Annotated in this window: 27 protein-coding genes; 11 read left to right on the forward strand and 16 right to left on the reverse strand. The window is 38.0% G+C overall.

Going from position 1 to position 26,488, the window contains the following annotated elements:
* Positions 1-71: 71 nt before the first annotated feature.
* The 4 genes from AB2Q86_RS11090 to AB2Q86_RS11105 form a co-directional block, all read right to left on the reverse strand.
* Positions 72-206: a hypothetical protein gene (locus tag AB2Q86_RS11090; protein ID WP_012580958.1), complete on the reverse strand. Its 135-nt coding sequence runs from the start codon at positions 204-206 to the stop codon at positions 72-74.
* A 410-nt stretch (positions 207-616) separates the two neighbouring features.
* Positions 617-1,948: a multidrug efflux MATE transporter FepA gene (gene fepA / locus AB2Q86_RS11095; RefSeq protein WP_003728876.1), complete on the reverse strand. Its 1,332-nt coding sequence runs from the start codon at positions 1,946-1,948 to the stop codon at positions 617-619.
* Between the two features lie 9 nt (positions 1,949-1,957).
* Positions 1,958-2,548 carry an efflux pump transcriptional regulator FepR gene (gene fepR / locus AB2Q86_RS11100; RefSeq protein ID WP_003724516.1) on the reverse strand — a complete coding sequence of 197 codons (591 nt, stop codon included), beginning with the start codon at positions 2,546-2,548 and terminating at the stop codon, positions 1,958-1,960.
* 110 nt (positions 2,549-2,658) lie between these two features.
* Positions 2,659-3,702 carry an alpha/beta hydrolase gene (locus tag AB2Q86_RS11105; RefSeq protein WP_003722346.1) on the reverse strand — a complete coding sequence of 348 codons (1,044 nt, stop codon included), beginning with the start codon at positions 3,700-3,702 and terminating at the stop codon, positions 2,659-2,661.
* Between the two features lie 214 nt (positions 3,703-3,916).
* Here AB2Q86_RS11105 and AB2Q86_RS11110 point away from each other — a divergent pair, with 214 nt between their 5' ends.
* The 3 genes from AB2Q86_RS11110 to betL all read left to right on the forward strand — a co-directional run bounded on the left by AB2Q86_RS11110 (position 3,917) and on the right by betL (position 8,196).
* Positions 3,917-5,131: an argininosuccinate synthase gene (locus AB2Q86_RS11110; RefSeq protein WP_003724518.1), complete on the forward strand. Its 1,215-nt coding sequence runs from the start codon at positions 3,917-3,919 to the stop codon at positions 5,129-5,131.
* A 3-nt stretch (positions 5,132-5,134) separates the two neighbouring features.
* The gene (gene argH, locus AB2Q86_RS11115) at positions 5,135-6,505 is read left to right on the forward strand and encodes an argininosuccinate lyase (RefSeq protein ID WP_012580957.1); all 1,371 of its coding nucleotides are present in this window, start codon (positions 5,135-5,137) and stop codon (positions 6,503-6,505) included.
* A gap of 167 nt (positions 6,506-6,672) precedes the next feature.
* Entirely contained in the window at positions 6,673-8,196 is a 1,524-nt protein-coding gene (betL, locus tag AB2Q86_RS11120) for a BCCT family glycine betaine transporter BetL (RefSeq protein WP_012580956.1), read from the forward strand.
* 43 nt (positions 8,197-8,239) lie between these two features.
* Here the strand turns inward: betL and AB2Q86_RS11125 are convergent, their stop codons facing one another.
* From AB2Q86_RS11125 to AB2Q86_RS11160, 8 genes are all read right to left on the reverse strand, one after another.
* A complete protein-coding gene (locus AB2Q86_RS11125) occupies positions 8,240-8,437 on the reverse strand; it encodes a hypothetical protein (RefSeq protein WP_003722350.1) in 198 nt (65 codons plus the stop codon).
* Between the two features lie 3 nt (positions 8,438-8,440).
* On the reverse strand, positions 8,441-9,091 hold the full coding sequence (locus AB2Q86_RS11130) for a class II aldolase/adducin family protein (RefSeq protein ID WP_012580955.1): 651 nt from the start codon (positions 9,089-9,091) through the stop codon (positions 8,441-8,443).
* A 1-nt stretch (position 9,092) separates the two neighbouring features.
* Positions 9,093-10,025, reverse strand: a complete 933-nt coding sequence (locus AB2Q86_RS11135; protein ID WP_012580954.1) for a 1-phosphofructokinase family hexose kinase — start codon at positions 10,023-10,025, stop codon at positions 9,093-9,095.
* A 17-nt stretch (positions 10,026-10,042) separates the two neighbouring features.
* Positions 10,043-11,392, reverse strand: coding sequence for a PTS galactitol transporter subunit IIC (locus AB2Q86_RS11140; protein WP_003728884.1), 1,350 nt, complete (start codon positions 11,390-11,392; stop codon positions 10,043-10,045).
* A 27-nt stretch (positions 11,393-11,419) separates the two neighbouring features.
* Positions 11,420-11,695, reverse strand: a complete 276-nt coding sequence (locus tag AB2Q86_RS11145) for a PTS sugar transporter subunit IIB (protein WP_003722354.1) — start codon at positions 11,693-11,695, stop codon at positions 11,420-11,422.
* 5 nt (positions 11,696-11,700) lie between these two features.
* Positions 11,701-12,168 (reverse strand): PTS sugar transporter subunit IIA, encoded by a 468-nt coding sequence (locus AB2Q86_RS11150; protein ID WP_012580953.1) that lies wholly within the window; start codon positions 12,166-12,168, stop codon positions 11,701-11,703.
* A 7-nt stretch (positions 12,169-12,175) separates the two neighbouring features.
* On the reverse strand, positions 12,176-14,182 hold the full coding sequence (locus AB2Q86_RS11155; RefSeq protein ID WP_012580952.1) for a BglG family transcription antiterminator: 2,007 nt from the start codon (positions 14,180-14,182) through the stop codon (positions 12,176-12,178).
* Positions 14,183-14,362: 180 nt separating this feature from the next.
* Entirely contained in the window at positions 14,363-15,808 is a 1,446-nt protein-coding gene (locus tag AB2Q86_RS11160) for a PLP-dependent aminotransferase family protein (protein ID WP_012580951.1), read from the reverse strand.
* Positions 15,809-15,934: 126 nt separating this feature from the next.
* Between AB2Q86_RS11160 and pdxS the strand changes: the two genes are divergently transcribed.
* On the forward strand, positions 15,935-16,822 hold the full coding sequence (gene pdxS, locus AB2Q86_RS11165; protein WP_003728355.1) for a pyridoxal 5'-phosphate synthase lyase subunit PdxS: 888 nt from the start codon (positions 15,935-15,937) through the stop codon (positions 16,820-16,822).
* Between the two features lies 1 nt (position 16,823).
* Complete coding sequence (gene pdxT, locus AB2Q86_RS11170) at positions 16,824-17,390, forward strand: pyridoxal 5'-phosphate synthase glutaminase subunit PdxT (RefSeq protein WP_012580950.1); 567 nt, start codon at positions 16,824-16,826, stop codon at positions 17,388-17,390.
* Positions 17,391-17,435: 45 nt separating this feature from the next.
* On the opposite strand, the gene AB2Q86_RS11175 is transcribed toward pdxT, so the two are convergent.
* From AB2Q86_RS11175 to pta, 3 genes are all read right to left on the reverse strand, one after another.
* Positions 17,436-17,876: a hypothetical protein gene (locus AB2Q86_RS11175; RefSeq protein WP_009926224.1), complete on the reverse strand. Its 441-nt coding sequence runs from the start codon at positions 17,874-17,876 to the stop codon at positions 17,436-17,438.
* Positions 17,876-18,547 carry a hypothetical protein gene (locus AB2Q86_RS11180; RefSeq protein WP_012580949.1) on the reverse strand — a complete coding sequence of 224 codons (672 nt, stop codon included), beginning with the start codon at positions 18,545-18,547 and terminating at the stop codon, positions 17,876-17,878. Before AB2Q86_RS11180 ends, AB2Q86_RS11175 begins: the two co-directional genes overlap by 1 nt.
* Before the next feature lie 348 nt (positions 18,548-18,895).
* A complete protein-coding gene (gene pta, locus AB2Q86_RS11185; protein ID WP_003722362.1) occupies positions 18,896-19,873 on the reverse strand; it encodes a phosphate acetyltransferase in 978 nt (325 codons plus the stop codon).
* 319 nt (positions 19,874-20,192) lie between these two features.
* Between pta and AB2Q86_RS11190 the strand changes: the two genes are divergently transcribed.
* From AB2Q86_RS11190 to AB2Q86_RS11200, 3 genes are read left to right on the forward strand one after another with little or no spacing between them, the layout of a single operon-like run.
* A complete protein-coding gene (locus AB2Q86_RS11190) occupies positions 20,193-20,420 on the forward strand; it encodes a FeoA family protein (RefSeq protein ID WP_012580948.1) in 228 nt (75 codons plus the stop codon).
* Complete coding sequence (gene feoB, locus AB2Q86_RS11195) at positions 20,417-22,411, forward strand: ferrous iron transport protein B (RefSeq protein ID WP_012580947.1); 1,995 nt, start codon at positions 20,417-20,419, stop codon at positions 22,409-22,411. Before AB2Q86_RS11190 ends, feoB begins: the two co-directional genes overlap by 4 nt.
* 6 nt (positions 22,412-22,417) lie before the next feature.
* On the forward strand, positions 22,418-22,600 hold the full coding sequence (locus tag AB2Q86_RS11200) for a FeoB-associated Cys-rich membrane protein (protein WP_041176549.1): 183 nt from the start codon (positions 22,418-22,420) through the stop codon (positions 22,598-22,600).
* A gap of 28 nt (positions 22,601-22,628) precedes the next feature.
* Here AB2Q86_RS11200 and AB2Q86_RS11205 read toward each other — a convergent pair whose 3' ends face one another.
* On the reverse strand, positions 22,629-23,483 hold the full coding sequence (locus AB2Q86_RS11205; protein WP_012580945.1) for a metallophosphoesterase: 855 nt from the start codon (positions 23,481-23,483) through the stop codon (positions 22,629-22,631).
* Positions 23,484-23,720: 237 nt separating this feature from the next.
* On the opposite strand from AB2Q86_RS11205, the gene AB2Q86_RS11210 reads away from it, so the two are divergent.
* The 3 genes from AB2Q86_RS11210 to AB2Q86_RS11220 are packed head-to-tail and all read left to right on the forward strand — an operon-like array spanning position 23,721 to position 26,472.
* On the forward strand, positions 23,721-24,482 hold the full coding sequence (locus AB2Q86_RS11210; protein WP_012580944.1) for a DeoR/GlpR family DNA-binding transcription regulator: 762 nt from the start codon (positions 23,721-23,723) through the stop codon (positions 24,480-24,482).
* Positions 24,483-24,487: 5 nt separating this feature from the next.
* Complete coding sequence (nagA, locus tag AB2Q86_RS11215; protein WP_012580943.1) at positions 24,488-25,621, forward strand: N-acetylglucosamine-6-phosphate deacetylase; 1,134 nt, start codon at positions 24,488-24,490, stop codon at positions 25,619-25,621.
* Between the two features lie 41 nt (positions 25,622-25,662).
* On the forward strand, positions 25,663-26,472 hold the full coding sequence (locus AB2Q86_RS11220; RefSeq protein ID WP_012580942.1) for an alpha/beta fold hydrolase: 810 nt from the start codon (positions 25,663-25,665) through the stop codon (positions 26,470-26,472).
* The last annotated feature ends 16 nt before the right edge of the window (positions 26,473-26,488 follow it).

Raw genomic sequence — 26,488 nt, forward strand, 5'->3', positions numbered from 1 at the left:
GCCACTTTTTAAATTTCCCCTTTAATTATAAACATTTAATGATAGAAAACAACTACTTATTTGCAACTAATTTATGGATTAAGTCCTTCTGCTTTTTCATCAATATATTTCTTTTTGTTTCGAAAAAGCGAGTTTCTTACTCTAGCTTTACAAACAAAACGTTTTAGACCAAAAAAGCCTTGTTTGCCTTTTGTTCTAAAACGCATAATTCACCTTTTTTCTTAGTGAAGCAAATAAAAACTTTCAGAGAAATATCATCATTAATCTATTTGCTTTGTTTTGTCAGTATAAGTGAGTACAGGGAACTTCTCTAAAACCTATACGCCATCTAATACTGACACTTATTACTTTTTAGTTGCTCCCACAGGCAACTAATTCCGTCAATAAACAACAAGGCTTTTTGGATTCTTTCCCTTATCAAATCCAAAAAAAATTCATTATTCATTCCCTTTTAAAACCTGTTCTACGTAAAACGGAAACGTAGACTTTCATTTTAACATTCAAATGTAATTAAATGAAAAAAAGGAAACAATTGTCTATTTCATCTTTTTTAATCCTGTTTTTAAATAAGTTTTCCTAAAAAAGGGCGAAGATATTTAATATCTCCGCCTTTGGTTTATTTAAATAGAATATGTTTTTTCTTCATATAGAATACGATGGATGCTGCTACAATCATTTCTGAAATCGGAATTGCTAGCCAAACGCCCGGAATACCAATGATTGGTGGCAGCACTAGTAGGAAGATGACCATGAAAATAATCTCACGCGATATTGTAATCCATGTGGCCATTTTTACCTTGTCCGATGTTTGGAAATAGGTCATCATAACAAAGTTGAAGCCCATGAACAGATAAGCTGTATAGAATAATTTGATACCGTTACTTGCTAAATCTCTAATTTCCGGGCTAAAGTTCCCGAACATCGAAACGAGCAAGTTGGAACCGAAGAGACCAACGAGCAAAAAGCCTACTCCAGTGCTGAACGCTACCATAATCGCAATTTTCAACGTTTCTATTTCTTTTTGTCTAGCTTTCGCGCCCCGATAATAACTAATAAGTGGTTGAATCGCGGACCCCATTCCAAGGAACAACATCAAAATCACACTGTGCGTATAATTGAGTACCGAGAACGCCGCCACACCAGCAGTCCCTGCAATAGCTGCTATCGAAATATTATAACCTAGCGTAAATACAGACACCCCAACTTCCGCTAAAAAGCTTGGTAAGCCAATTGCTAAAGTCTTCTTGAAAAACGCTTTGTTCCAGTCTACTTTGACAAATTTTAAGCGACTTGATTTTTTGAAGAAATGGGTAATTAAAATGAGTACACCGATAATGATTGCAATCATCGTAGCAAGTGCAGAACCCGTCACGCCCCATTCGAATACAAACAAGAATAAATAGTTCAAAATAACATTACTGATTGCTGTTACAATAAGCGCAATCATCGATAAATTAGGATCGCCATCATTACGTACAAAAATACTTAAAATATTTTCTAGTGTAAGCGCAAATCCAAATACGAGCAGGATGTTCATATACTCAAGCACATAACCAATCGTATCATCATTCGCACCTAAAAAATAAGCTAATGGTACTTTAAAAATAAACGCTATAATTCCAATAATAACTGTGATTGAAACAACGGCTAGAATCGCATTGGTGAAAATCGTTTGAGCTTTCGCGACATTTTTCTCTCCAATCGCAAAGGAAAACTGAGTCGCAGCACCAATCCCAATCCAAATAGAAATCGCTGTAAAAATCGTAAATACAGGCACCGCTATATTTATCCCAGCCAGCGCCACTCCGCCGAGCTTATGCCCAACAAAAATTCCATCAATCACAATATTTAAAGACATTAACAACATTCCCACTAAGGAAGGAATTAAATATCTAAAGTAAATCTTTTTAACTGAATCTGTTTCTAAAATTTCCATATTTTTTGCCATACTACACCTCTAATTCAAAGCTTTTAGCGTAATTCCTCTCCAGAAAATTTGCCATAAAGCTGTGATTTTCTTTTCCGTTCTTTCCGGATCGTTCACGTACACAATGTCTACAATAACTGCGTCGAGAATTCCCATATAAGCTTCTTTCATCGTTTCCACATCTTGCATTGGAATTAACTTTTGCTCCATCCAATTACTAAATAAATTAGTAAATTCATGTTCCATTTGTAGCACGTTCTCGGTAATATCTGCTTGGACCACTTCATACAAATGCTTCGGCGGATAAAACCCGTAACGCAACCAAAATTGATAGGCCTCGTCCGTATCGTATAATTCCTTCACACCAAAAAGTAAACTAGACAAAACAAGATCTGGTCTGGATAAATCACTATCCCGAAGTTTTGCCCGGTAGTAATCTATTTCTGTTGATTTCGCGTCCTTCATAATGGATAAAAACAAATCATCTTTATCTTTAAAATGAGAATAGATGGATTGTTTCTTCAGCCCCACAACCCCTGCAATATCAGCAAGCGATGTTCCTTCAAAACCGTTATTAGCAAAAAGTGTCAGTGCAGCTTGTTTGATTTCTTCTTTTCTCATCATTCCACCCCTCTCAAAAAAACTGACGACCGTTCGTAAGTTATTCTCTCACGAAAAAATTTCTTTGTCAACAAAAAAATCCACTCTAATAAAAGAGTGGATTCAGGAATTTATTTTTCTTCTAAAAACTCGCTAATCAATTCGTATGTCTCATCGGTCGCTTCTGAGTTAGTTGTCATGAAGCCATGTGGAACTTTTTCAAAGCGTTTGGCAAATACTTCTACGCCGGCGTCTTTTAATTTCTTCGCATATGCTTCCCCTTGATCTCTAAGTGGATCAAATTCAGCAGTCGCAATAAATGTTTTTGGTAGTCCGACTAAATCTTTGCTACGTATTGGTGCAACGAGTGGATCGTATTTACGATCGCTTGCATTCGCAATATATAATTTAAAGAATTTATCTAATGATTCTTTCGTAAGCACGTAGCCTTCTGCAAATTCATCCATTGACGGATAAAGAACAGACGCATCACGACTGAAAATATCTGTCGCTGGATAAAGTAAAATTTGAGCAGTGATATTTGGTTTACCTTTTGATTTAGCAATTTGAGTCACAACGGTTGCTAAGTTTCCGCCTACGCTATCTCCTGCAACGATAATGTCTGAGGATTTAGCTCGTAAGCTAGTACGATGATTTTGAACCCATAGTAGCGCGGCATAGGCATCTTCCACTGCTGCTGGGAATGGATTTTCTGGAGCAAGTCGGTAATCAACAGTAACCACGCGAGCACCTGTTGTTTGAACAAGTTTTCTGGCAATCGCATCATGTGTTTGCAGTCCGCCTAGAACAAATCCGCCACCATGATAGTAAACGATAATTTCAAAAGGTCCGTCTTCTTGCGGCGTATAAATTCGAATTGGAATTTTGCCAGCCGGGCCATCAATTTTTTTATTTTCAACATCGCCAATTTCGATATCTTTTGCTGAAGGTAATGCTTTTGTCGCTAGTCTCATATATTTATATCGCGAATCTACGTCGGATAACGGTGAAGTGTTTTTCACAAATTCCTGTGAAGCTTCATCTAAATTCTCCAGTACCTCGGGATTATATTCTTTTTTCCCAACCGCTTTTTTGTAAATAAAGAAAACGATTAATAATGGAAGTAGAATGATCCCAGCAAAACCGATAGCGATCCATTTTATTGTATTTTTCACATTCGCTCAACTCCTTCAATATAACTTCATTAACAAGTATAGCAGTTTTACGAACAGGAACCAATTTATTACTATTTGAAATGATTATTTTTATTTGAAAATGTATTTTTAAGCATAATTATGAATAATTTAAAATAAAAAGGTTGATATATAAAAGCATCGGTGTTAATATAAATACAAATGTTTGTATATTTATGAATAGGGGATGTTTACAATGGCGAAAGAAAAAATCGTATTAGCTTACTCAGGTGGGTTAGATACTTCTGTGGCAATTCAGTGGTTAGTAGAATCAGGTTATGAAGTTATTGCATGTTGCTTAGATGTTGGTGAAGGCAAAAATTTGGATTTTATTAAAGAAAAAGCCATTACTGTTGGAGCAAGTGAATCCTACACGATTGATGCAAAAGAAGAATTCGCGGAGGATTTTGCGTTAATTGCCCTTCAAGCCCACGCATATTATGAAGGAAAATATCCACTTATTTCCGCTTTAAGTCGTCCGTTAATTGCGAAAAAATTAGTAGAAGTCGCTCGTCAAGAAGGCGCCTCTGCTATCGCTCATGGCTGTACTGGTAAAGGAAATGACCAAGTTCGGTTTGAAGTAGCGATTCATGCACTTGCTCCTGATTTAAAAGTTGTTTCCCCTGTCCGTGATTGGAAATGGTCTAGAGAAGAAGAAATCAATTACGCCAAAGAACATAACATCCCTGTTCCAATTGATTTAGATAATCCCTTCTCGATTGACCAAAACCTTTGGGGTAGAAGTAACGAATGTGGTGTGCTTGAAAACCCATGGACAACACCTCCAGAAGCAGCTTACGACTTAACAGTGAGCTTAGAAGACGCACCAGATACGCCAGATATTGTTGAAATTACGTTTGATGCCGGTATTCCAATTTCTCTAAATGGAGAAAATATGAGCCTAGCAAATTTGATCCTTACTTTAAATGAAATTGCTGGAAAACATGGTGTCGGTAGAATTGATCATATCGAAAATCGTTTAGTTGGTATTAAATCACGTGAAGTATATGAATGTCCGGCCGCAGTCACTTTGATTACTGCACATAAAGAATTAGAAGACTTAACTTTTGTTCGTGAAGTGGCACATTTCAAACCTATTATCGAACAAAAAATCAGCGAAACAATTTACAATGGCCTATGGTTCTCACCTTTAACAGAAGCTTTAGTTGCTTTCTTAAAATCCACGCAAAAATTCGTGAACGGTACGATTCGCGTCAAATTATTTAAAGGTCATGCCATTGTGGAAGGAAGAAAATCACCAAATTCGCTTTATGATGAAAACCTAGCGACTTACACTTCTTCCGATACATTCGACCAAGATGCAGCAGTTGGTTTCATCAAGCTTTGGGGATTACCAACGAAAGTAAGCGCAGAAGTTAATTCAAAAGTGACAATAACAACTGAGGTGTAAAAAATGGAAAAACTATGGGGCGGACGTTTTCAAGGGAAAAGTGAAGCATGGATTGACGATTTTGGTGCTTCGATTTCTTTCGATCAAAAAATGGCAAAAGAAGACTTGGCGGGAAGTTTAGCGCATGTCGCCATGCTCAGCAAATGCGGAATTATTCCTGCTTCAGAAGCAGCTGAAATTACGGCCGGATTAAAAATCCTCCAAGAAAAATTAGCGCTTGGTGAGCTCGAATTCAGCACAGTTAACGAAGATATTCATTTAAATATCGAAAAACTATTGCACGAGGAAATCGGTCCAGTCGCTGGAAAACTTCATACGGCGCGCAGTCGGAATGATCAGGTTGCAACAGACATGCATTTATATTTAAAACAAGCCGTAGCAGAAATTATTCAGTCATTAAAACATTTACGCGTAGTGCTTGTTCAAAAAGCAGAGTTGCATGTTGAAACAATTATGCCTGGCTATACGCATTTGCAACACGCCCAGCCCCTGTCGTTTGCTCATCATTTACTTGCTTACTTTGGAATGTTTACACGGGATTTGGAGCGTTTAGAAGAAAGTGTCAAACGGATTGATATTTCGCCGCTCGGTTCTGCGGCGCTTGCTGGAACGACTTTTCCGATTGACCGGGCGTATAGCGCTGAATTACTTGGCTTTTCTGCTGTTTATGAAAATAGTTTGGACGGCGTGAGTGATCGTGATTTTATTATCGAGTTTCTTAGTAACAGTTCTATTTTAATGATGCATTTATCGCGTTTTTGTGAGGAATTGATACTTTGGACGAGTCATGAATTTCAATTTGTCGAGTTAACGGATGCTTTTTCAACGGGAAGTTCAATTATGCCGCAAAAGAAAAATCCAGATATGGCAGAGTTAATTCGTGGAAAAACGGGTCGGGTTTACGGAAACCTGTTCGGCATGCTAACGGTTTTAAAAGGGTTGCCGCTCGCTTATAATAAAGATTTACAAGAAGATAAAGAAGGCATGTTTGATACGCTTGAGACGGTTCAGACCAGCTTAGATATATTCGCGGGAATGATTGAAACGATGAAGGTCAATACAGAAATAATGGAAGAATCGACGCAAAAAGATTTTTCCAATGCGACGGAACTAGCAGATTATTTAGCGAAAAAAGGCGTTCCATTTAGAGAAGCGCATGAGATTGTTGGGAAATTGGTGCTTGAATGTACGCAAAATGGGATTTATTTGCAAGATGTAGCGCTTAGCCACTATCAGGAAATAAATCCACTTATTGAGGATGATATTTACGTGGTGCTTTCCTCTAAAACTGCCGTGCAAAAAAGAAATTCTTACGGCGGGACTGGATTTGATCAAATTAAAGTTGCTCTCGAAAACACGAAAAAAACATTGTAAAACTGACTGGGACGCTGAATGGCGTTCCAGTTTTTTGCTGACTTCTCCCCCTTTTTCCTCTTACATGATTTGTCAGAGCACTACTTTTTTTGTTACTATTAAAAAGAATGTTACCTTTTTGCTAACATGGGGAAATAGATACAGAGAATATAAAGGGAAGTGATGTATTGAAAAAATTAACAAGTGTTTTTTGGGGGTCAGGTTGTCTCGTTTTATTAGCTGTTTTATTTGGGGCCTTTTTACCAAAACAATTTGAAACTTTTACAACCAATATACAAAAATTTCTAACAAGTAATTTTGGTTGGTACTATTTAATTGTTGTAGCGATTATTATTATCTTCTGCTTGTTTTTAGTTTTAAGTCCGATTGGCTCGATCCGACTCGGAAAACCTGGTGAGGAACCGGGGTATAGTAATAAGTCTTGGTTTGCGATGTTGTTTAGTGCTGGAATGGGAATTGGCCTCGTTTTCTGGGGTGCAGCTGAGCCGTTATCTCATTATGCGGTCCAAGCTCCTGGCGGTGAAGTCGGCACGCAAGCGGCGATGAAAGATGCGCTTCGCTATTCATTCTTCCACTGGGGAATTTCTGCTTGGTCGATTTATGCGATTGTCGCTTTAGCACTGGCTTACTTCAAATTCCGGAAAAATGCACCTGGTTTAATAAGTGCCACACTTTATCCTATTTTAGGGAAACATGCCAAAGGTCCAATTGGGCAATTGATTGATATCATCGCCGTTTTTGCGACTGTCATCGGTGTTGCAACGACACTCGGCCTTGGCGCTCAACAAATTAATGGTGGTCTTACATACTTGTTTGGTGTTCCAAACAATTTTACTGTCCAATTTACCATTATTATCATTGTCACCATTTTATTTATGTTATCGGCCATGTCTGGACTTGATAAAGGTATTCAGCTTTTAAGTAATGTAAATATTTATGTTGCTGGAGTTTTATTAATTTTAACCCTTATTCTTGGTCCTACCCTTTTCATTATGAATAATTTTACCAATTCATTTGGTGACTACTTACAAAATATCATCCAGATGAGTTTTCAGACAGCACCTGATGCGCCTGATGCTCGAAAATGGATTGACTCATGGACTATTTTTTATTGGGCTTGGTGGCTTTCTTGGTCTCCGTTTGTCGGGATTTTTATCGCTCGAATTTCACGCGGCAGAACGATTCGCCAATTCTTGCTCGGTGTCATCGTGTTACCCGCTTTAGTCAGTGTATTTTGGTTTGCCGTATTTGGCGGCTCGGCGATTTTTGTCGAACAACATGGAAATTCTGGGCTTTCAGGTTTAGCAACTGAACAAGTACTCTTTGGGGTATTTAATGAATTCCCAGCTGGCATGGTGTTATCGATTGTTGCGATGATTTTAATTGCAGTCTTCTTTATTACTTCAGCAGACTCAGCCACATTTGTTCTCGGTATGCAAACGACGGGCGGGTCTTTAAATCCACCGAACTCCGTCAAAGTAACATGGGGACTACTCCAAGCAGGGATAGCAAGTGTGCTACTTTATGCAGGCGGACTAACAGCTCTTCAAAATGCGTCGATTATAGCAGCATTTCCGTTTTCTATCGTCATCATCTTAATGATTGTTTCGTTATTCGTTTCATTAACGAGGGAACAAGAAAAACTCGGATTGTACGTCCGACCGAAAAAATCACAACGTTCCCAACTATAATAAAAAGGGATGAAAATCTACAACTAGATTTTCATCCCTTTTTTCATCCTTTTTTCTGCTTTGCCGCGACTATTTCGCGATAGCTACGAGTTTGTTTAGGATATTTTTTTCGAAAGAAATGTTGCGAAACAACTGCTAACACGAGAGAAATGGCGGTAATTGGAATAGAGCTTTTAAATATCCCGACCATTAGTAATAAAGCACTGGCAAATAACGTTGCATTAAAAAGGAATTTTTCCATTAGTTACTCCTCCAAATTATAATTTAATTCGCGGTCATGAGCTAATTTTTTAATACCTAAAGCATCAAATACTAACGCTTTTTCTGCAATATAGGCATTGTATTCAATACGCTCTAGCATGTCGTATGCTTTATGAAGCGATGTATCTAATACGACAATACCGTGTTTATTTAATAAACTTGCACTAGGAACAGCTTTTTCCCCTAGTTCGATAACGTGTTTACGAACGATTTCCGCAAGTTCTGGACTAGTCGCTGGCGCAAATTCAAGTGTTGGAATTTGTCCAATTTTTTGCGTTGCTTCTGTTAAATTCGGTAATTCCATCCCAAGTGTGGCAAATAGCATGGATTCTTTTGGATGAGCATGGAGTACACAGCCGATTTTTGGATTTTCTACGTAACAAGCGCGGTGTAAGTTAATTTCTCTAGTAACTCTTCCGTCTCCTTCTACGACTTCATTGTTATTATCCACTACAAGGATTTCATATGGGGAAAGATCGCAAAGTTTTGCTTGACTCATCAGCGTTGGCGTCATAATAATATGCTCATTATTCATGCGCACACTAACATTTCCTCCAGCCGCATTCGTTTCAAAGCGGTCAAACATCGTCTTCACTACTTTTGCTAAATCTTCACGTTCTTTTTGGTATAACATATTATCTCTCCTCCAATTGTATAATACTTACTTGATTCTTGAGTTTTCCAGCAGCTTCTAAATCAAAGCTCGAACTGTCTTGTTGCATGACTTTACTAGCGGAGCAACCTGTCGCGACTTTTAATGTTTCGGTAATCGGCATGTTCATCGCAAGTCCTGCAATAAATGCCCCGACAAACACATCGCCAGCCCCAGTATCATTGCGTTCCTGCACTTGTGGTGGAATAACTTGATACAATTTGCCATTATGCGCGCAAAGTGATCCTTTTGCTCCAAGCGAAACGACCAGATAAGGGATTTTTTCGGCTAATTTGCGGACATTTTCTTCGAGTGAATTCGTTTTTTTGGCTAAAATGGCAATGACTTCATCTTCATTTGGTTTAATGAAATCGACGCCCATTTCGACCGCTAAGTTTAAATATTCACCAGAATTATCACATCCGAGAAACGCTCCTGTTGCTTTGACAGTTCTTAGTAGTTCTTTAAAATCAGATAATGTATAATGAGGAGGCGGAGATCCAGCAATCACCACCATATCCTCTTTTTTAACTTTTTTAGCGATTTGTTTTAAAAGATTGTCTTTGTTGGTCTGACTTACGGTAAAACCAGCTTCAGGTATCATCGTGCTGCCATTCGTGTCATCACTTAAGACGACGAAGCATTCTCTTGTCGAAGTTCCAGCTTCTACAAGGAAATCATGGTTGATATGTTTTTCTTTTAGAATGGCATATAGTTTGTCGAGATTGTCTGATCCCGCAATTCCAAGTGCTTCATTTTTAATACCGAATTTGGATAACACTCCCGAAACGTGAAGCCCCTTTCCCCCGCAATCATACGCTGTTTTTTTGACTCGATTAGTCTTCCTTTTTTCTAACTCTCCTTGAATGAAAAGCAACCGGTCAATGGCTGGATTTAATGTTATCGTGTAAATCATCTCATCACTCCTATTTCTTAAGAGCTAGCTTTTTCTAGTTCAATTGTTCGTTTTTTCATCATTTTCACATAAAATACTAGTAATAATACCCAAATTGCGACAAAAATAAAGCCTAAAATAGTGAACTGACTTGCTTCTGCAAAAATGTAACGGAACACTGGATATTCAAGTGTACTCCATGTAATTTGTTGTCCAGCTTTTAGAGAAATCGCACCAGTTGAATGCGCTAAATCCGTGATAGTGCCAGCGAAGAAAGTAGATACATATAAGAAAATCGGTGTTGTAATCGTTCCAAGAATAATCATGCGGATTAAGTTCCCACCTGTTACAATCAGAGCCGGCGCGCACAAGGAAATATTTAGAATCCCAGCGAACGGTAATACGCCATTTCCTGGTAAAATAAGCGCGAAGATAAGTGTAACTGGAACCATCAGAACGATTGCTACCCAAACTTCACTACATCCTGCTAAAATCGGCCAATCTAGCCCAATAAACAATTCACGGTTTTTAAATTTACGTTTCATGAACTCAGAAATACCATCAGATAGTGGAGAAAGTGCTTGCATAAATAGTTTTGCAACCATTGGGAAAAGGGTTAATGCTGCTGCAGCTTGCATGGCTAACATCAAGGTTTTCGCAACATCATAACCAGCTGCAATCCCCAGAAGTCCACCGATAATAAAGCCCATCACATGGTTTTCTGCAAAAATACCAATTTTATCTTTTAACGCATTGGCATCCATGTCTTTACGAAGTGCTGGAATTTTTTTCAGTAACCAATCAAGCGGCATTAAGAAAATACAGAAAATCATCATACCGTGAGAAACGGTTACACCTGGAATTCCATTTAACTCTTGAATTTGACGTTGGTTAGCATCACATAGAATTAGTTCTGTAACAATTTGAATTCCGGCAACAATAAATGCTAAGTAAACATTTTGTGTTACGCCAATAATAAGTACGGCTGTTAAAATTTTGCCCCAAACATTCCATAGATCAACGTTTAAGGTTTTGGTTTTATTGATAACGAGCATAATTGCGTTAATACCTAGTTGTAGCGGGAACATCAAGAAGGCAAATGGCCACGCCCAAGCAAGTGTTGCCATTGATGTCCATCCTCCGTCTAAGATGCTTAAATTAATTCCTGTTCTTTCAGCAAGTCCTTGTGCAGCTGGTGTTAATGCTTCAATCATAAAGCCGATAACGATGTTCATTCCAAGGAAAGCAACCCCTAGAATAATCCCCGCACTGACTGCATCTCTTACTTTCATTCGTACGATTAGCCCAATAATAATCATTAGTGCTGGAACAAAAACGGCAGCTCCAAGGTTCAAAATAAACTGTATAACTGATTGTAATGACTCCATTTTTTCACGCTCCCTGTTTTATCTGGTTTATTTTAAGGCGTTAAGTAATTTTTCTGTTTCTTCGTCCATGCCCATGCCTGTTAAGAAAGCAATACCATTCAATGTTGGAATATCGAATTCTTTGTTCGCTTTTGTAATGGCTACATATACATCACTTGTTTTAATATGTTGCTCTAAAGACTTAATATCAACTGCTTCTACAGTTGCGCGAACCCCTTTTTCTTTTAAAATACGTTCTACTTTTGATGCTACTGTTTGGCTTGTTGCCACGCCTGATCCACATGCTACGATAACTTTTTTCACTGTAATCACTCTCCAAATTGTTTTTTTAGAAAATCACATAATGCATTGCTATCATTTATTTGTTTTATCTGTTCCACAAAATCCGCTTCCATAAATTTTTCCATGATACTTGAAAGCAGTGGAACTTGATCTTTGGGGTTTTTGATTCCTAACATGAAAATGACTTCCACATCAATCCATTTCTCACTTGAGCCCATTTGAATAAAAGGGATAGGTGTAGAAAGTTTGTTTACAAGTACAAATGGTCGTTTGACAAAAATCGTGTCTGTATGAGGAATAGCAATTTTGATTCCATTCATCTCAAGTCCAGTAGGAAAAACTACTTCTCGGCTTGTTACCGCTTCTCTAAAAGTTGCCTCTACATACTGCTCTTTCTCTAATACCTTGCTCGTGCATTCAAAAAGTTCTGCCTGACTCTCGTAACTTGAATTTATCAGGGTTAATTCTTTTTGAAATAAATCATGGTAATCCACGTGACGCTCACCCCCTTTCAAGGATTTCAACGATTTTCTTTTTGTTAGTAGAAGCGAGAAGTTCCGCTAATCTCTCTGGCTGTAAGAAAATTTCGTTCAATTTTAATAATAGTGGTATGTGTTTGTTTTGTTCGGACGGTGCTAGCGCAATCATGATTTTGACTGCTTCCCCCGCTTTTGTTCTTGTGTCCGCTTTCATTATCATCAACTGAATATCTTGCTCAATTACCCCGTTTGCGGGTTTGGCATGAGGCAAATAAATATTCGGGCCAATCATCATCTGTTCATAATTTTGATAGAATATTTCTTCACAAGTATGAATGTAACAAGTATCCACCGTGCCTCGTTCTAACATTGGTGCAAACGCCGCCGAAACTAGCTGCTCCCACTCAAGTGGCGTTTCTAAAAAGTGAATTTGCTCTTCCGTAATTTGCATTTGTTCTGGTTCTTTCTTCTCCATAGGTTGCTCTTTTTTGTTGAAAAAGGATTCCATTTTGGCTTGCACTAATCGAATATTTTCTTCGGGAATTTCATCTTTTAGCATAGCAAGCAGTTCTTTGGTTTTTTTATGACTATCCATTTCGATTGCTTTATCCACTTGTTCCCTAAGGATTTGGCGACTATCTTTACTTAAAATGGACGGAATCACAAAAATGGTGGCATCGCTTTGAACGGGCACAGTCGTAAAAATAAAATCAATATCGCGTGCCACAGTACTTAATTGCCGCACCGCATAAGCTCCTTGAAAATCAATATTCGGAAACATCATTTTCAAATTTTCTAACAGTAGTTTAGAAATGGATGTACCACTTTTACAAAGGACAACTGCGCGGAAAATCGGCTGTTCCGTTTCCTCAATTTGATACATCCACCCAAGAACTATCATAGAAAGATACACAATCTCCTCTTCTGACCACTTGTGACCAACCAATTTTTCAAAAGGTTTAGAGGCTTTTTCTACAATGTTAAATGTCGGGGTGTACTCTTTAATAAACTGCTTTTTAAGTGGATTATTGATTTGAAATCCTAAAATTGTTCGGTAAATTGCGGGTCTAACATGTAAAATCACTTTTTCTTTAAATTCATTTTTCTTCATGATTTCTGTCGCAAAATACATTTCTAATAAACGAATGAACTCGTCAACTGCATAGGCGATTTCTTCACTGTCTGAGAAATGAAGCGCCGACTCGACTAAATTCGAAGCGAGGACTTGTAATGATAAGTACAACAAATCGTTTTCACTTAAAAAATCATAACCCCAAAACATTTCTTTCATTATCGGGAACTCACGGGTATTTTTGATGTCATACATTTCAATTTTAAATGTCCATTTCTTGTTTGTTACTTTGGATCGTTTGATGATGCCGTGGAGAATATAGGGCAATTCTTCCATCTGCTCATCTGTAAAGGTAATTTGAAGCTTACTTTCAACCTTTTCGAGCCGTTTTTTCAGTAAAAATACTTCGCTTACAGTAATCAGTTTTTTTTCATCTAATACGAATTTTCCATACGGGGTCTGGACGACTTCGCGAATTAGTTCTGCTAGTAAATTTCGAATCAGAAATTCTGAACCTGAAACTGCATAACCATCTTTCCGTGAATAATCAAGCTGAATTTCAAACTCGTGCAGACTCTCTTTGATACTTTTCACATCTGTAAGCATCGTATTTTTACTTACATATACATAGTCTGCAAGCGCGCCGAGTGACATATAATGATTATGTAGCAGTAATTTAATCATGATGAGTTTGCGACGAATATTTACCTCATAAAACGAAAACAGCTGTTGTTCTTCCGCAGTTAAAAGCCGGTAACAAGCTTCCCTACATACATCTGTAACAAAAATCATGTCATGGTCAATCAAAATTGGTTCTGACTTTAGTAGATGGTTTATTTGTGTAATCTGTGCGCCAATTGCTTCTTTTGATACTTTAAAATTCTTGGAAACATTTCTAAGATTCACTTGCCGATTCAAGAGCAGATAAGTAATTAATTCCTTACAATTCTGTTCCATCTACTTTCCCCTCCCTTATATTAATAGTAAATGATAACCCTTACATAAAAATGATGATTCATCACAACTTCACTTTTAGCAGAAAGAGTTATTGTGATGAGTTTAAATTGTGGGTTACTTTCTATTATAGATTAGAAGGATTTTTTGGGGAATATGAAAAAAGTGCGAAATAGCTTTAAATCAAGCTTCCTCGCACTTTTTTTCTATCAATATTTGCTTTATTATTTCAGCTACACGTCGCGCTTCCGTCTTCTCAAGTCGCGCATAAGTTACACGAATAACCGCTTCTTTTACCCCAAATAAAAATCCTGGCATAACAAGTAAATCATTCGCTAAAAATATATCAAAATCACGAATCGAGCGAAATTCTACTGGTAATTTCACCCATAAATGAAAACCACCTTTTGGCTTAATAAACACTACATCATTCGGTAAAATGGCTTCGAAAGCTTCGATTAAATCATCTCGGCGCCGTTCTAATACGTGGTGCAATTGCTGTAAATGTGTCTTGTAACCGGTCGTATTCAAAACACTATTTGCTAGTACTTGTGGAAAAATACTTAGACCAAAATCCATCTCTTGCCTGGCGAGCGCAAGCCGTTCAATCACCGCTGTTGGACCAATGAGCCAACCAATTCGTGTAGTGGATCCCATAATTTTTGAGAGCGAGCCAATATATAACACATTATCCGTGTCCAGTTGTTTCAGTGGTACCGGAATTCGGCTATCTAGTGCGGCTAGTTCTGAAAATGGATCATCTTCTACAATCGGTATTTGCAAATGAGCGCAAATTTTCACGAGTTCTTTGCGCCGTTTCAGACTCATTACAAGTCCAGTTGGGTTTTGAAAGGTTGGATTAACAAAAACCATTTTCACACGGTGTTTATGATATAAATCGCGTAATTCAGAAATAATCACGCCATCCTCATCCATTGGTAGCGCAAAAATCCGTAAACCGGCTGACTGAAACAACGATAGCGAATAAAAGTAGGAAGGTGACTCAATTGCCACAGCATCACCCGGTTTTAATAAACATTGCGTAATTAAAAAGAGCGCTTGTTGTGCACCCGATGTAATGAAAATTTGTTCGGGTCGTGTTTGTAAGCCATAAGCTTCCTTCATCTGTTTTTGAATCGTTTCACGCAGTGGTTTGTAGCCTGCTTCGTCCTCTTGTTGTTCTTCTGCAATAAAAGACTGCCATGAAAGACTCGGTGTTTCCATTTTTGGCGTCATTTCAAGTGGCAATTCTCCACTCGCTGCATCAATCACTTGATCCGAATCGACCCGTTCCATTACTCCTGTTTGCCGAATATAAGGGACTGCTGGTGTGAAGCCCCCTTGCGTTAAATAATGGCGCCAATTGGTTGACTGTCCTGCAAAAAGCCCCCATTTTTCCGCATTGACTGTCGTTCCACTACCTTGTTTGCGAATGATAACCGCACGTGCTGTCAGCTCATCTAGCGCCCGCACAACCGTCGAACGATTCACCCCAAACATTTCCGCCAACTGTCTTTCCGGAGGCAACTTCTCTTCTGGCAAAAGTTCTCCGTTGATAATTTTTGTTTCTATTAAATCTACAATTTGTAAATAAATTGGTAAATCCGAATCCCTAGTAAGCTGCCACATTCGCACAATCCCCCTCATTTAAATTGGATGGAGAAAACAACATCCAATTGGCTGTTTTTACGAAATGGCTTTTAGCTTATCATAATAGTCAGGTAATTTCAATTAACTTTGATGGAGGTTATTAATATGGAGAAAAAAGTTGGTACAGATCGTGTAAAACGTGGTATGGCACAAATGCAAAAAGGCGGCGTCATTATGGACGTTGTAAATGCTGAACAAGCAAAAATCGCAGAAGAAGCTGGCGCTGTTGCCGTTATGGCGCTTGAACGGGTTCCTTCCGATATTCGTGCAGCTGGTGGTGTCGCTCGTATGGCCGATCCTCGTATTGTCGAAGAAGTAATGAACGCTGTTTCTATCCCCGTAATGGCAAAAGCACGTATTGGTCATATTACAGAAGCTCGCGTCCTTGAAGCAATGGGTGTTGATTATATCGACGAAAGTGAAGTATTAACGCCAGCCGATGATGAATTCCATTTATTAAAATCAGATTTCACTGTCCCATTCGTGTGTGGTTGTCGTGATATAGGTGAAGCGCTGCGCCGTATTGGTGAAGGTGCTGCCATGCTCCGTACAAAAGGAGAACCTGGAACAGGCAATATCGTCGAAGCTGTCCGTCACATGCGCCAAGTAAACGGTCAAATCCGCCAAATCGCGGGAATGACGGATGATGAGTTAATGGTTGCTGCTAAAAACTTCGGAGCTCCATATGAATTAATCAAAGAAATTAAAACACTTGGCAAACTTCCGGTCGTTAATTTTGCTGCTGGTGGTGTTGCGACTCCCGCTGATGCTGCATTAATGATGGAACTTGGAGCAGACGGCGTTTTCGTTGGTTCTGGTATTTTCAAATCTGATAACCCTGCCAAATTTGCCAGTGCAATTGTCCAAGCTACTACTTACTATACTGACTATGAGCTAATCGGAAAACTTTCCAAAGAGCTAGGTTCCCCGATGAAAGGAATCGAAATGTCTCGCCTTAACCCAGAAGACAGAATGCAAGATCGGAGCATTTAATATGAAAAAAATTGGTGTCCTTGCAATTCAAGGTGCAGTGGATGAACATATCCAAATGATTGAATCAGCCGGTGCTCTTGCTTTTAAAGTAAAGCATTCAAATGATTTAGCTGGGCTTGACGGACTTGTTTTACCTGGTGGTGAAAGTACAACGATGCGCAAGATTATGAAACGTTATGATTTAATGGAACCAGTTAAAGCATTTGCCAAGGAAGGTAAAGCTATCTTTGGTACTTGTGCCGGACTTGTGCTATTGTCAAAAGAAATTGAAGGTGGCGAAGAAAGCCTTGGATTACTTGACGCTACAGCAATTCGTAATGGCTTTGGCCGTCAGAAAGAAAGTTTTGAAGCCGAGTTGAGTGTAGATGTTTTTGATGCTCCTACTTTTGAAGCAATTTTCATCCGCGCACCCTACTTAATAGAACCAAGTGATGAAGTAACTGTATTAGCAACAATTGACGGAAAAATCGTCGCTGCTAAACAAGCGAATATTCTTGTAACTGCATTTCATCCTGAGCTTACAAATGACAATCGTTGGATGCGGTATTTCTTAGAAAAAATCCTATAAAAAAAACATCGAAAATCAAATTGATGATTTTCGATGTTTTTCTATTTATTTCAAAAAAGATTCCATATATGATTTCGCATCTTTTTCCGAAATTCCGTCTGCAATGTAAGATTCGTACATATATTTCTCTAAAGCAGGAACATACTTGGATACATCTTCGCCCGCCTTGTTCATTTTACTAATATTAATCACCGAAGCATCAATATTTTTTCTTTGTGCTTTCGTCAAATCTTCATAAGGAATATTTTTTTCATAGTAAGAAACCATGACATCCTTACTAATATCTTTTCGATAAGAATCTCCTACAAAGATAAGTACAGCTCCAGCTACTACACAAAGGCCTAAAACAATCCCCATCGTGCTTGTAGGGCGAAATCTCCCTTTAGTTGATGAACGCAGAATGTTGATGATAAGTACGCCAAGAGGATAAACTAAAACTAGTGCCCCCCCGATATACATCATTAATTCCCCAGTATTTTGAATCATTAGAAGTCCTCCCTATAATGTGAATTACCTGAATCAAAACTTTCTTGAATCTCCTGAACAAAAGGATTTTCGGTATCAAAGCATTTTTCAATTAATCTGGCACTAGCAAACTGCGTCTCCCAAATATCAAACACTACTTTGTTACCGCGTTTCACTTCATACACTCGGTATACTTGTGCTTGTCTAGCGTCCATAACCCCGTTGTAATCGTATAATTTCGCTTCAATAGAATCGATACGATGAAACCAAATAATTTTCTTTGTGATCAAGCTACCGTGAACTATGGCATTTTTATATACTTTTACGTACTTGGTGGCGTTTAAAACAGACCAAACGAACCATAAAGCTAAAATTGCTAGCACGATTAATTTGCCATTGAAAGAGCCGCCTCTATAAAAGTAGCCAATAATAAAAGCAATAATACATATAAATACAGGCAAGATAAACCGCCCGCCTTTGCTTCTTTTCATTGTAAGTATAGGATCGTTCAATTCCTGAGGAGTCGCATTGGAATGATTAAAATACACTTTAAACATGGAAAACTTGTTCTCAAATTCTTGTTGAAGCTTCTGTCTTCGCTGCCGATTTATTCTGTTTGCTAACAGTACTGCTAAAATTACAAATAAAGCAACACCTGATAGAGACAACCAGCGGACTAAATTCTCGTCCATTTTCTACAATCCTCTCTTTTTATATTTAATTTAGCACAAGCAAATAGAGCGTTCTCTTGAAGTAGACACTTTAACCTGTCTACCAAAATTGGACACTTAGGTATTCGAATTCCAAATGAAATCATCAACCAATTCTACCGCTGTATGTCCATTTAGTATAGCATAGAGGAAAGAGGTAATTGATAAAATTTTTAAATTATAGCCTTTAAAATATGTCAAAATATGAATATAAATTAAATAACTTTCTTATTTCGCTACCCATTAAGGAAAAATTCCCTCCATTCATCTAAAAAAAGAGAAGACAAAATTTGTCTTCTCTTTTTTCTAATAGCTTTATTTAAAAACTGATTATTTATTCACTGCTTGCGCTGCTGTAATTAACGTTAAGTTATAAACGTCATCTGTATTACAACCACGAGATAAATCATTAACTGGTGCATTTAAGCCTTGTAAAATTGGTCCAACTGCTTCAAAGTTACCTAAACGTTGGGCAATTTTGTAGCCAATGTTTCCTGCTTCTAAGCTTGGGAAGATAAATACATTTGCGTCCCCTTTGATAACGGATCCTGGTGCTTTTTTCTCCGCAACAGTTGGAACAAATGCTGCGTCAAATTGGAATTCACCATCAAGCGTTAATTCAGGTGCTTTTTCTTTTGCAAGAGCAGTTGCTTCTACGACTTTTTCTGTTTCATCGGATTTTGCAGAACCTTTTGTAGAGAAACTTAGCATTGCAACACGTGGGTCAATGCCGAAGATTTCTGCTGTTTCCGCACTAACAATCGCATTTTCCGCTAAGTCTGCTGCAACTGGTGCAATATTGATAGCTACATCACTGAATAAATAGCGTTCTTCGCCGCGAACCATAATCATCGCGCCGGCAACTTTACTTACGCCTGGTTTTGTTTTAATAATTTGTAGTGCTGGACGTACAGTGTCGCCAGTAGAGTGAGCCGCGCCACTTACAAGACCTTCTGCTTTTCCAGTGTATACAAGCATTGTTCCAAAATAGTTTGGATCAACGAGCATTTTACGTGCAGCTTCTTCTGTTGCTTTACCTTTACGACGTTCTACAAATGCAGCCACTAATTCATCAAAAAGTGGATCGGTCGCAGGTTCATGAATAGCGATTCCTTCAACAGAAACGCCAATTTCTTTTGCTTTTGCTTCAATTTCAGCTTTGTTTCCAAGCAAAATTGGTTTTACGATATTTTCTTTTTGCAGACGTGCAGCTGCTCCAACAATACGTTCATCTGTTCCTTCAGGTAGGACGATGCGCACGTTTTTCCCAGTAACTTGTCCTTTGATTGTAGTAAATAAATCACTCATGTGTTAATTGCCTCCATTAATATACATATTATAGTTACCATTTTACTATAAAAAAGAACAACTTGACAGAAAAAAAGTGATTAAAAACAGCTCCAGCACTTATTTCCGTGTATCAATACAGAGGTAAAAAGGCATGCTTCTTAGTTAAAAGACGGCTATGCTCTTAAGAAATTTTTTTGCTGTTATACCCTACTTTCTTGCTATTCTAGTAACAATTTCAAAAAAATACTTCATATTAAAGTCTGTTCGTGATAAAATGAACATAGTTGATAATGATTATCATGTTCATTACATAACATAAAAGGAGGCCTGCTAGCTTATGCAATTAAATGAAACTGCTGTCGGTGAAAAAGTTCGCATCTCAGAATTAAAAATGGAGAACGCCATGCTTAAACGTCGCTTACTTGCACTTGGTTGCGATGAAGGTTGTGATATTTGTATCAAACAAAAAGGACTATTTGGTGGTCCCTGTACTTTTGAAACAAAAGGGCAATATATCAGCATTAGACAATGTGATGCTTGCGCCATTATGGTGGAACGCAAATGAGTCAAAATACATATTGCTTACTCGGAAACCCAAATACCGGGAAAACTTCCTTATTTAATGCATTAACAGGCTCTTATGAATATGTAGGAAACTGGAGCGGAGTCACCGTCGAAAAGAAAGTCGGTACGTTGCGCTCGAAAACTGGAAAATTAATTGATTTACCCGGTATTTATGACTTAAATCCGATTTCTCGTGATGAAACAGTTGTCACTAGATTTTTACTGGAAGAGAAATTCGATTGTATGTTAAATATTGTTGATTCCTCGCAAATTGAACGAAATCTAAATTTAACCATTCAGCTACTTGAGTTTGGCGCACCTGTTGTGATGGGACTGAATATGATTGATGTAGCTGCCGGTCGCGGTATTCATCTAAACATCCAGAACCTTGCCAAACAATTGCGCATTCCGATTTTGCCAGTAGTTGCTCGTTCTGGAAAAGGTACAGACGATATTTTATCTACTTTGTCAGAAAAACACGTAGCTCCCGCGATTCCACTTGTTTTACCATACGGGGAACCCGCGGAAAAAGCGATTACTGAAATCCAAGTTTTAATAAAAGACATGATTCCTGCTAAACAATCTCGCTGGCTTGCTGTTCAATTTCTTTCTAAAAATGAAGTCACAGAAGAATTTTTAGCGACCTGCCCTGCTTTGGAGCAATTAAAACATATCCGCACAGAACTTGAAATTGCGCTTGACGGCAAACTAGAAAATCATTTTCACCAAGTTCGTGTGAATTACATTCATGATATTTGTTTAACCTCGGTCGAATATACGCGCCATTCGGATATTCCACTATCCGACAAACTCGATCAAATTTTCACCCACAAGTTTTTTGGCATTCCTATTTTTCTTGGTATTATGTGGTTGATTTTCCAAATAACCTTTACTTGGGTTGGCGCACCGCTATCTGATCTGCTCGATGGTTTTATTGGCGGGTCGCTGACGGACTCCGTAACATCCTTTTTAACAGCCATTGGCGCATCTGGATTTATCACTGATTTGGTCACAGATGGTATCATTGCTGGTGTCGGAGGAGTGCTTGTCTTTGTCCCACAAATCTTGGTTATTTTCTTCTTCATTTCTATCTTAGAAGATTCCGGATATATGGCCAGAATTGCAGTCGTTATGGACCGGGTAATGGAAATTTTCGGCTTAAATGGGAAAGCTTTTATTCCGATGATTATTGGCTTTGGTTGTAATGTCCCTGGAATTATGGCGGCGCGCTCGATTGAAGAATCCAAAGAACGAACACTAACTATTCTCGTTTCACCATTTATGTCCTGCTCTGCGCGACTCCCTGTTTATGCTCTTTTTGTAGGCGTGTTTTTCGAGAAACATCAGGCGCTCGTAGTACTTTCACTTTACGTTATCGGTATTTTAATGGCACTCATTGTCACTAAAATCCTTTCAAAAACAATACTTAAAAAAGATAATTCCGTATTCGTCGTCGAACTACCGCCCTACCGCCTACCATCGCTCAAAACTTTATGGCGCAGCACGTGGGAAAAAGGAAAAGGATTCTTGCGTAAAGCAGGAACATTCATTTTTGCAGGTTCGGTTATCATTTGGTTGCTAAATTACGCCGGTCCATCCGGACTTGATGTTCCAATGGGCGAAAGTTTCTTAGCAATCATCGGCGGCATGCTCGCTCCGCTACTCGTTCCTTTAGGCTTTGGTACATGGCAAGCGGGAGCCACCCTTATTCCTGGTTTTCTAGCAAAAGAAGTAGTCGTTTCCACAATGGCAATTATTTATGCAGTTGGAGAAAGTTCACTTGGCAGCATCGTTAGCACTTTCTATACGCCACTTTCGGCTTATTGCTTTATGTTGTTCATCTTGCTTTACATCCCTTGTCTAGCAACTGTTGCAGCGATTCGAAAAGAAACTAGTTCGTGGAAATGGACCGCATTTGCTGTCGCTTATCCACTTGTTACAGCCTACGTATTAGTATTTCTCGTTTATCAAATTGGTAGTCTATTCGTTTAAGAGAGGATGTTTTTCGTGAGTATAATGGTTAATTTATTACTTGGCGGCGCAATTTTCGGCTACACTATTTACGCGATTATTAAATTTATCAAACGCAGTAAACAAGGAAAATGTGGCGGCTGTGAACTTGAAAAAACCTGCAATTGCGAGTCAGACGAGCATACAAATTTGGATCATATATTTAAATAGAAAAAAGAGCCTTTTCTAAGGCTCTTTTTTATTTCGTCTCCGGTTTTATCGTAACCGCAACAATTTCATATGGATTACCTAACCGAGGAAATGCTTTTTGATTAAAACTACCTGCGCCAAGTCCTGCTGAAATAATCATCGTCTTTCCATCTTTCGTATGCTTCCCGTAAACATAATCTGGCAAAATAACTCGCTGCGGCCCCGGAGCAATCGCGCCAATATTCGTATACGGAATACGTATAATCCCGCCATGTGTATGACCACTTAACGTTAAATCAAAGTCATTTTCCACATAAAGCTCAAAATAATCTGGCATATGGGACAAAAGAACTTGATAATACGCTGAATCTTGCTGGCTTTTTATTTCGGCTAAACCTTCCTTATAATAAGGATAGTCATAATCTAATTTCGCACTACTCCGCAACCCAGACATTTGAAATTTCTGCCCATTAACATCGATAGTAGCCGTTTTATCTTCCAAGTTAACCACACCCATTTTTTCTAAAAAAGGCTTGTAGTCACTCTCATACGCACCTTTCACATCATATTCATGATTTCCCGGCGAATAATAAACTGGCGCAATCTTCGTTAATTTTTCAATAAGTTCTTTAGGAACACTATCGCCTTGCCTATCAAATAAATCCCCCGTAATCGTAATCACATCTGGTTGTAGCGCAACTACTTTATCTACTAATTTTTCGTTTTTATTCCCAAATTCACTAAAATGCAAATCCGATAATTGCACGATTTTAATCTCTTGGTCAATTTTAGCAGAACTCACTTCGTATTTTTTTACCGTCAACCGAGTCCCAAGAAACCACCCCACAACTAAAAGTAGAACGATAAGAATAACTGCTATAATCCATTTCATTTTTAAAGACATTTTCCCACCTCTATGTTGTCCATTTTTTGTAATCTTTTAAAGGTTTTTCAATCACAATTACTTTTATTATAACCTAGATTAGGTACTGACTCAAAAAGCACGAAAAACTCACCCCCAAAAATTGAAAAAAGAAAAATAATAAGTTGACATAAAATGAATAAAGTTTATAATAAACTTATAAAAACTTATTAAATGATTAAATAAACTTAAAATAAATTAACCGAGGTTGGTGAAATTATGAACCAAAAAGAACGAATAGTGGAAGAACTGAAGCTGTTAGAGAAACAAAAAACGATTTCTCAAGAAGAACTCATGCGAATTTTTTCCATTTCCAAAGATACAGCAAGGCGAGATATTTTAAAATTAGTGGAAAGTGGACTTGCGGAACGATATCCAGGTGGCGTGTCACAACCGATTTTAAAACCGCAAATAGAAAGTTATACTAGTAGATTAGTGAAACAGAGCGCACAGAAACAAGCGATTGCTCATGCGGCTGGTAAAACGATAAAAGATCATATGACAATCTATTTAGATGTTTCTACCACCGTTCATTTTTTAGCATCAGAGCTCGAGCAACATGATTTAGTAGTAGTAACGAATTCGATGGATAATGCCATAGCTGCATCTCAGAATCAAGATAATAAAGTATACTTGCTCGGTGGTTTTTTCAACTTCCATTCGCGTGTATTATCAGGCGAGCCCGTTTTAGACCAACTCAAACAATTTAATTTTGATCTGGCTTTTATTGGCGGAGCTGGGCTAACGGAAGATGGCATCTTTTATTCAGAACTTACAGATGTTTATATGAAACAAGAGATTATCAGGAATTCCGAAAAAGTATTTTTACTAATTGATAGTACAAAAGTAAATAAAAAGACAGCTTCCAAAATTGATTTTTCTGGAATTGATGCCGTAATAACAGATCAGCCTTTACCAAAAGATTTAATGCAGCACCTTATTTCTGAAGAAGTAGAAGTTATATCTTTGAAAGGATTGTGAAAATAATGGCCGTTATCAACAATGTGAAAATTTACAAAGAAAATGAATTAATCGATGCAGCAGTTATTACAGAAGGAAATTTGATAAAAGAAGTTTGTTCAACTACTCCTGAAAAGTATTCAGATGAGCCAACTTTCGATGGAAATGGACAGTTGCTAATTCCCGGAATGGTTGACGTTCATATTCATGGGGCGAATAATTACGATATGATGGATGGCTCAACAGAAAGCATCCAAGCTGTTTCGATGGCTTGTGCGGAAACCGGATGTACTAGTTTCTTAGTCACCTCGGTTAGTTCTTCTTTTGAAGACTTGATCCAAATGATTAAGCAAACTAAAAAAGTCATTGGAAAAGAGAAAGGTGCCAAAATTGCAGGAATTCATTTAGAAGGCCCCTACCTTAATATAGAAAAAAAAGGAATGCAAAATCCAGCCTATTTAAGACACCCCGATTTAAAAGAAATGAAAAAGATTTTCGATGAAGCAGATGGTCTGATAAAAATGGTCACAATTGCTCCAGAATTGCCTGGAGGTATCGAACTCATTGACTTCTTGAAAAAAAGAGGAGTTGTGGTCGCTATTGCGCATTCCAATGCCACTTATGAAGAAGCACAAAATGCTTTCGAACAAGGAGCAACTCACATCACACATTGCTTCAATGCTATGCCAGCCATTCATCACCGGGCACCAGGACTTGTTACAGCAGCCTTGGAAAATGATTCGGTAAGCGTTCAAGCCATTGTAGACGGTGTCCATCTCCATCCTGGAATCGTGCGCCTTATTCACAAAATTAAAGGACCAGATAAAATGGTTCTCACAACCGATGCCCTTCAAGCTATGGGAGTTGGCGACGGGGAGTATATTTTTGGCGGTCACCAAGTAACGGTTAAGGAAGGCATAGCTCGCTTAAAAGACGGGACATTAGCTTCAAGTACCGTGACGATGAATAAATCCTTAAAGTTAAGTAATGAATTTGGGATTCACTTACAAGACGCTATTCAAATGGCAGCAAGTACACCGGCAGACATTTTAGGAATGAACAATTTTGGTCGAATTGAAAAAGGCTATGTCGCTGATTTAGTTTTACTTGATAAAAATTTTGAAGTTCTAACTACATGGATTGATGGTGAAATATATTAAATCGACTGGATAAATACTTTCAGAGGAGTGGATTATAAAATATGCCATTATTTAAACACGAGGGAACTTACTTTAACTATGAAATCCAAGGGAAAGGCATACCATTTTTATTTCTTCATGGATTAGGTGATAATTTAAAATTTGCTTATGAAACATTTGATAAAGACGAGAAAATCCAATTAATTTCATTGGATCAAAGAGGCCACGGAAAAAGCGGAAACGATTCCAGAAAACTTAGCTACGACAGATTAGCCAAGGATGCATTAGCGTTAATGGATTATTTAGGAATACATCATTTTTTTGTCGGAGGATTATCTATGGGGGCTGGTGTTGCCGTGAATTTGGCCGTCCAAGCAGCCGATAAAGTACTGGGGCTTATAATACTTAGGAGTTCTGCGACAGATGAACCGATGAAAAAAGAAGTGATAGCATGGTTTAGTACCGTAAGTAAGTATTGGCCTAAAAAAGATGGTGCCCTATTATTTGAGCAAGATCCGATTTTTCCATCGATAAAAGAGACCTATCCTAAAGCAATTGATACGTTTAAGCGCTATTTTGAAGATGACGCCGCTGTTACCCACTATAAAAAGTTTAGCGACATACCTAAAGATAGACCAATAAAAAGCAAAAGTGAATTGGCTAATTTAACGATTCCTACTCTTATACTCGCAAATAACTATGATGTAATTCACCCAATCGAATACAGTTTGTTTTATAAACGTAATATCGAAAATGCAAGTTATTATGAACTAACACCTAAAACCATTGATGCAGAAAAACACAAACTAGAAATAACGACTTATATGAATACATTTATCATTAATACATCCAAAAAAATAAATTATAAGTAATCCAAAACGATATTTT

The organism is Listeria monocytogenes (assembly GCF_041765605.1).
Lineage (GTDB): Bacteria > Bacillota > Bacilli > Lactobacillales > Listeriaceae > Listeria > Listeria monocytogenes_D.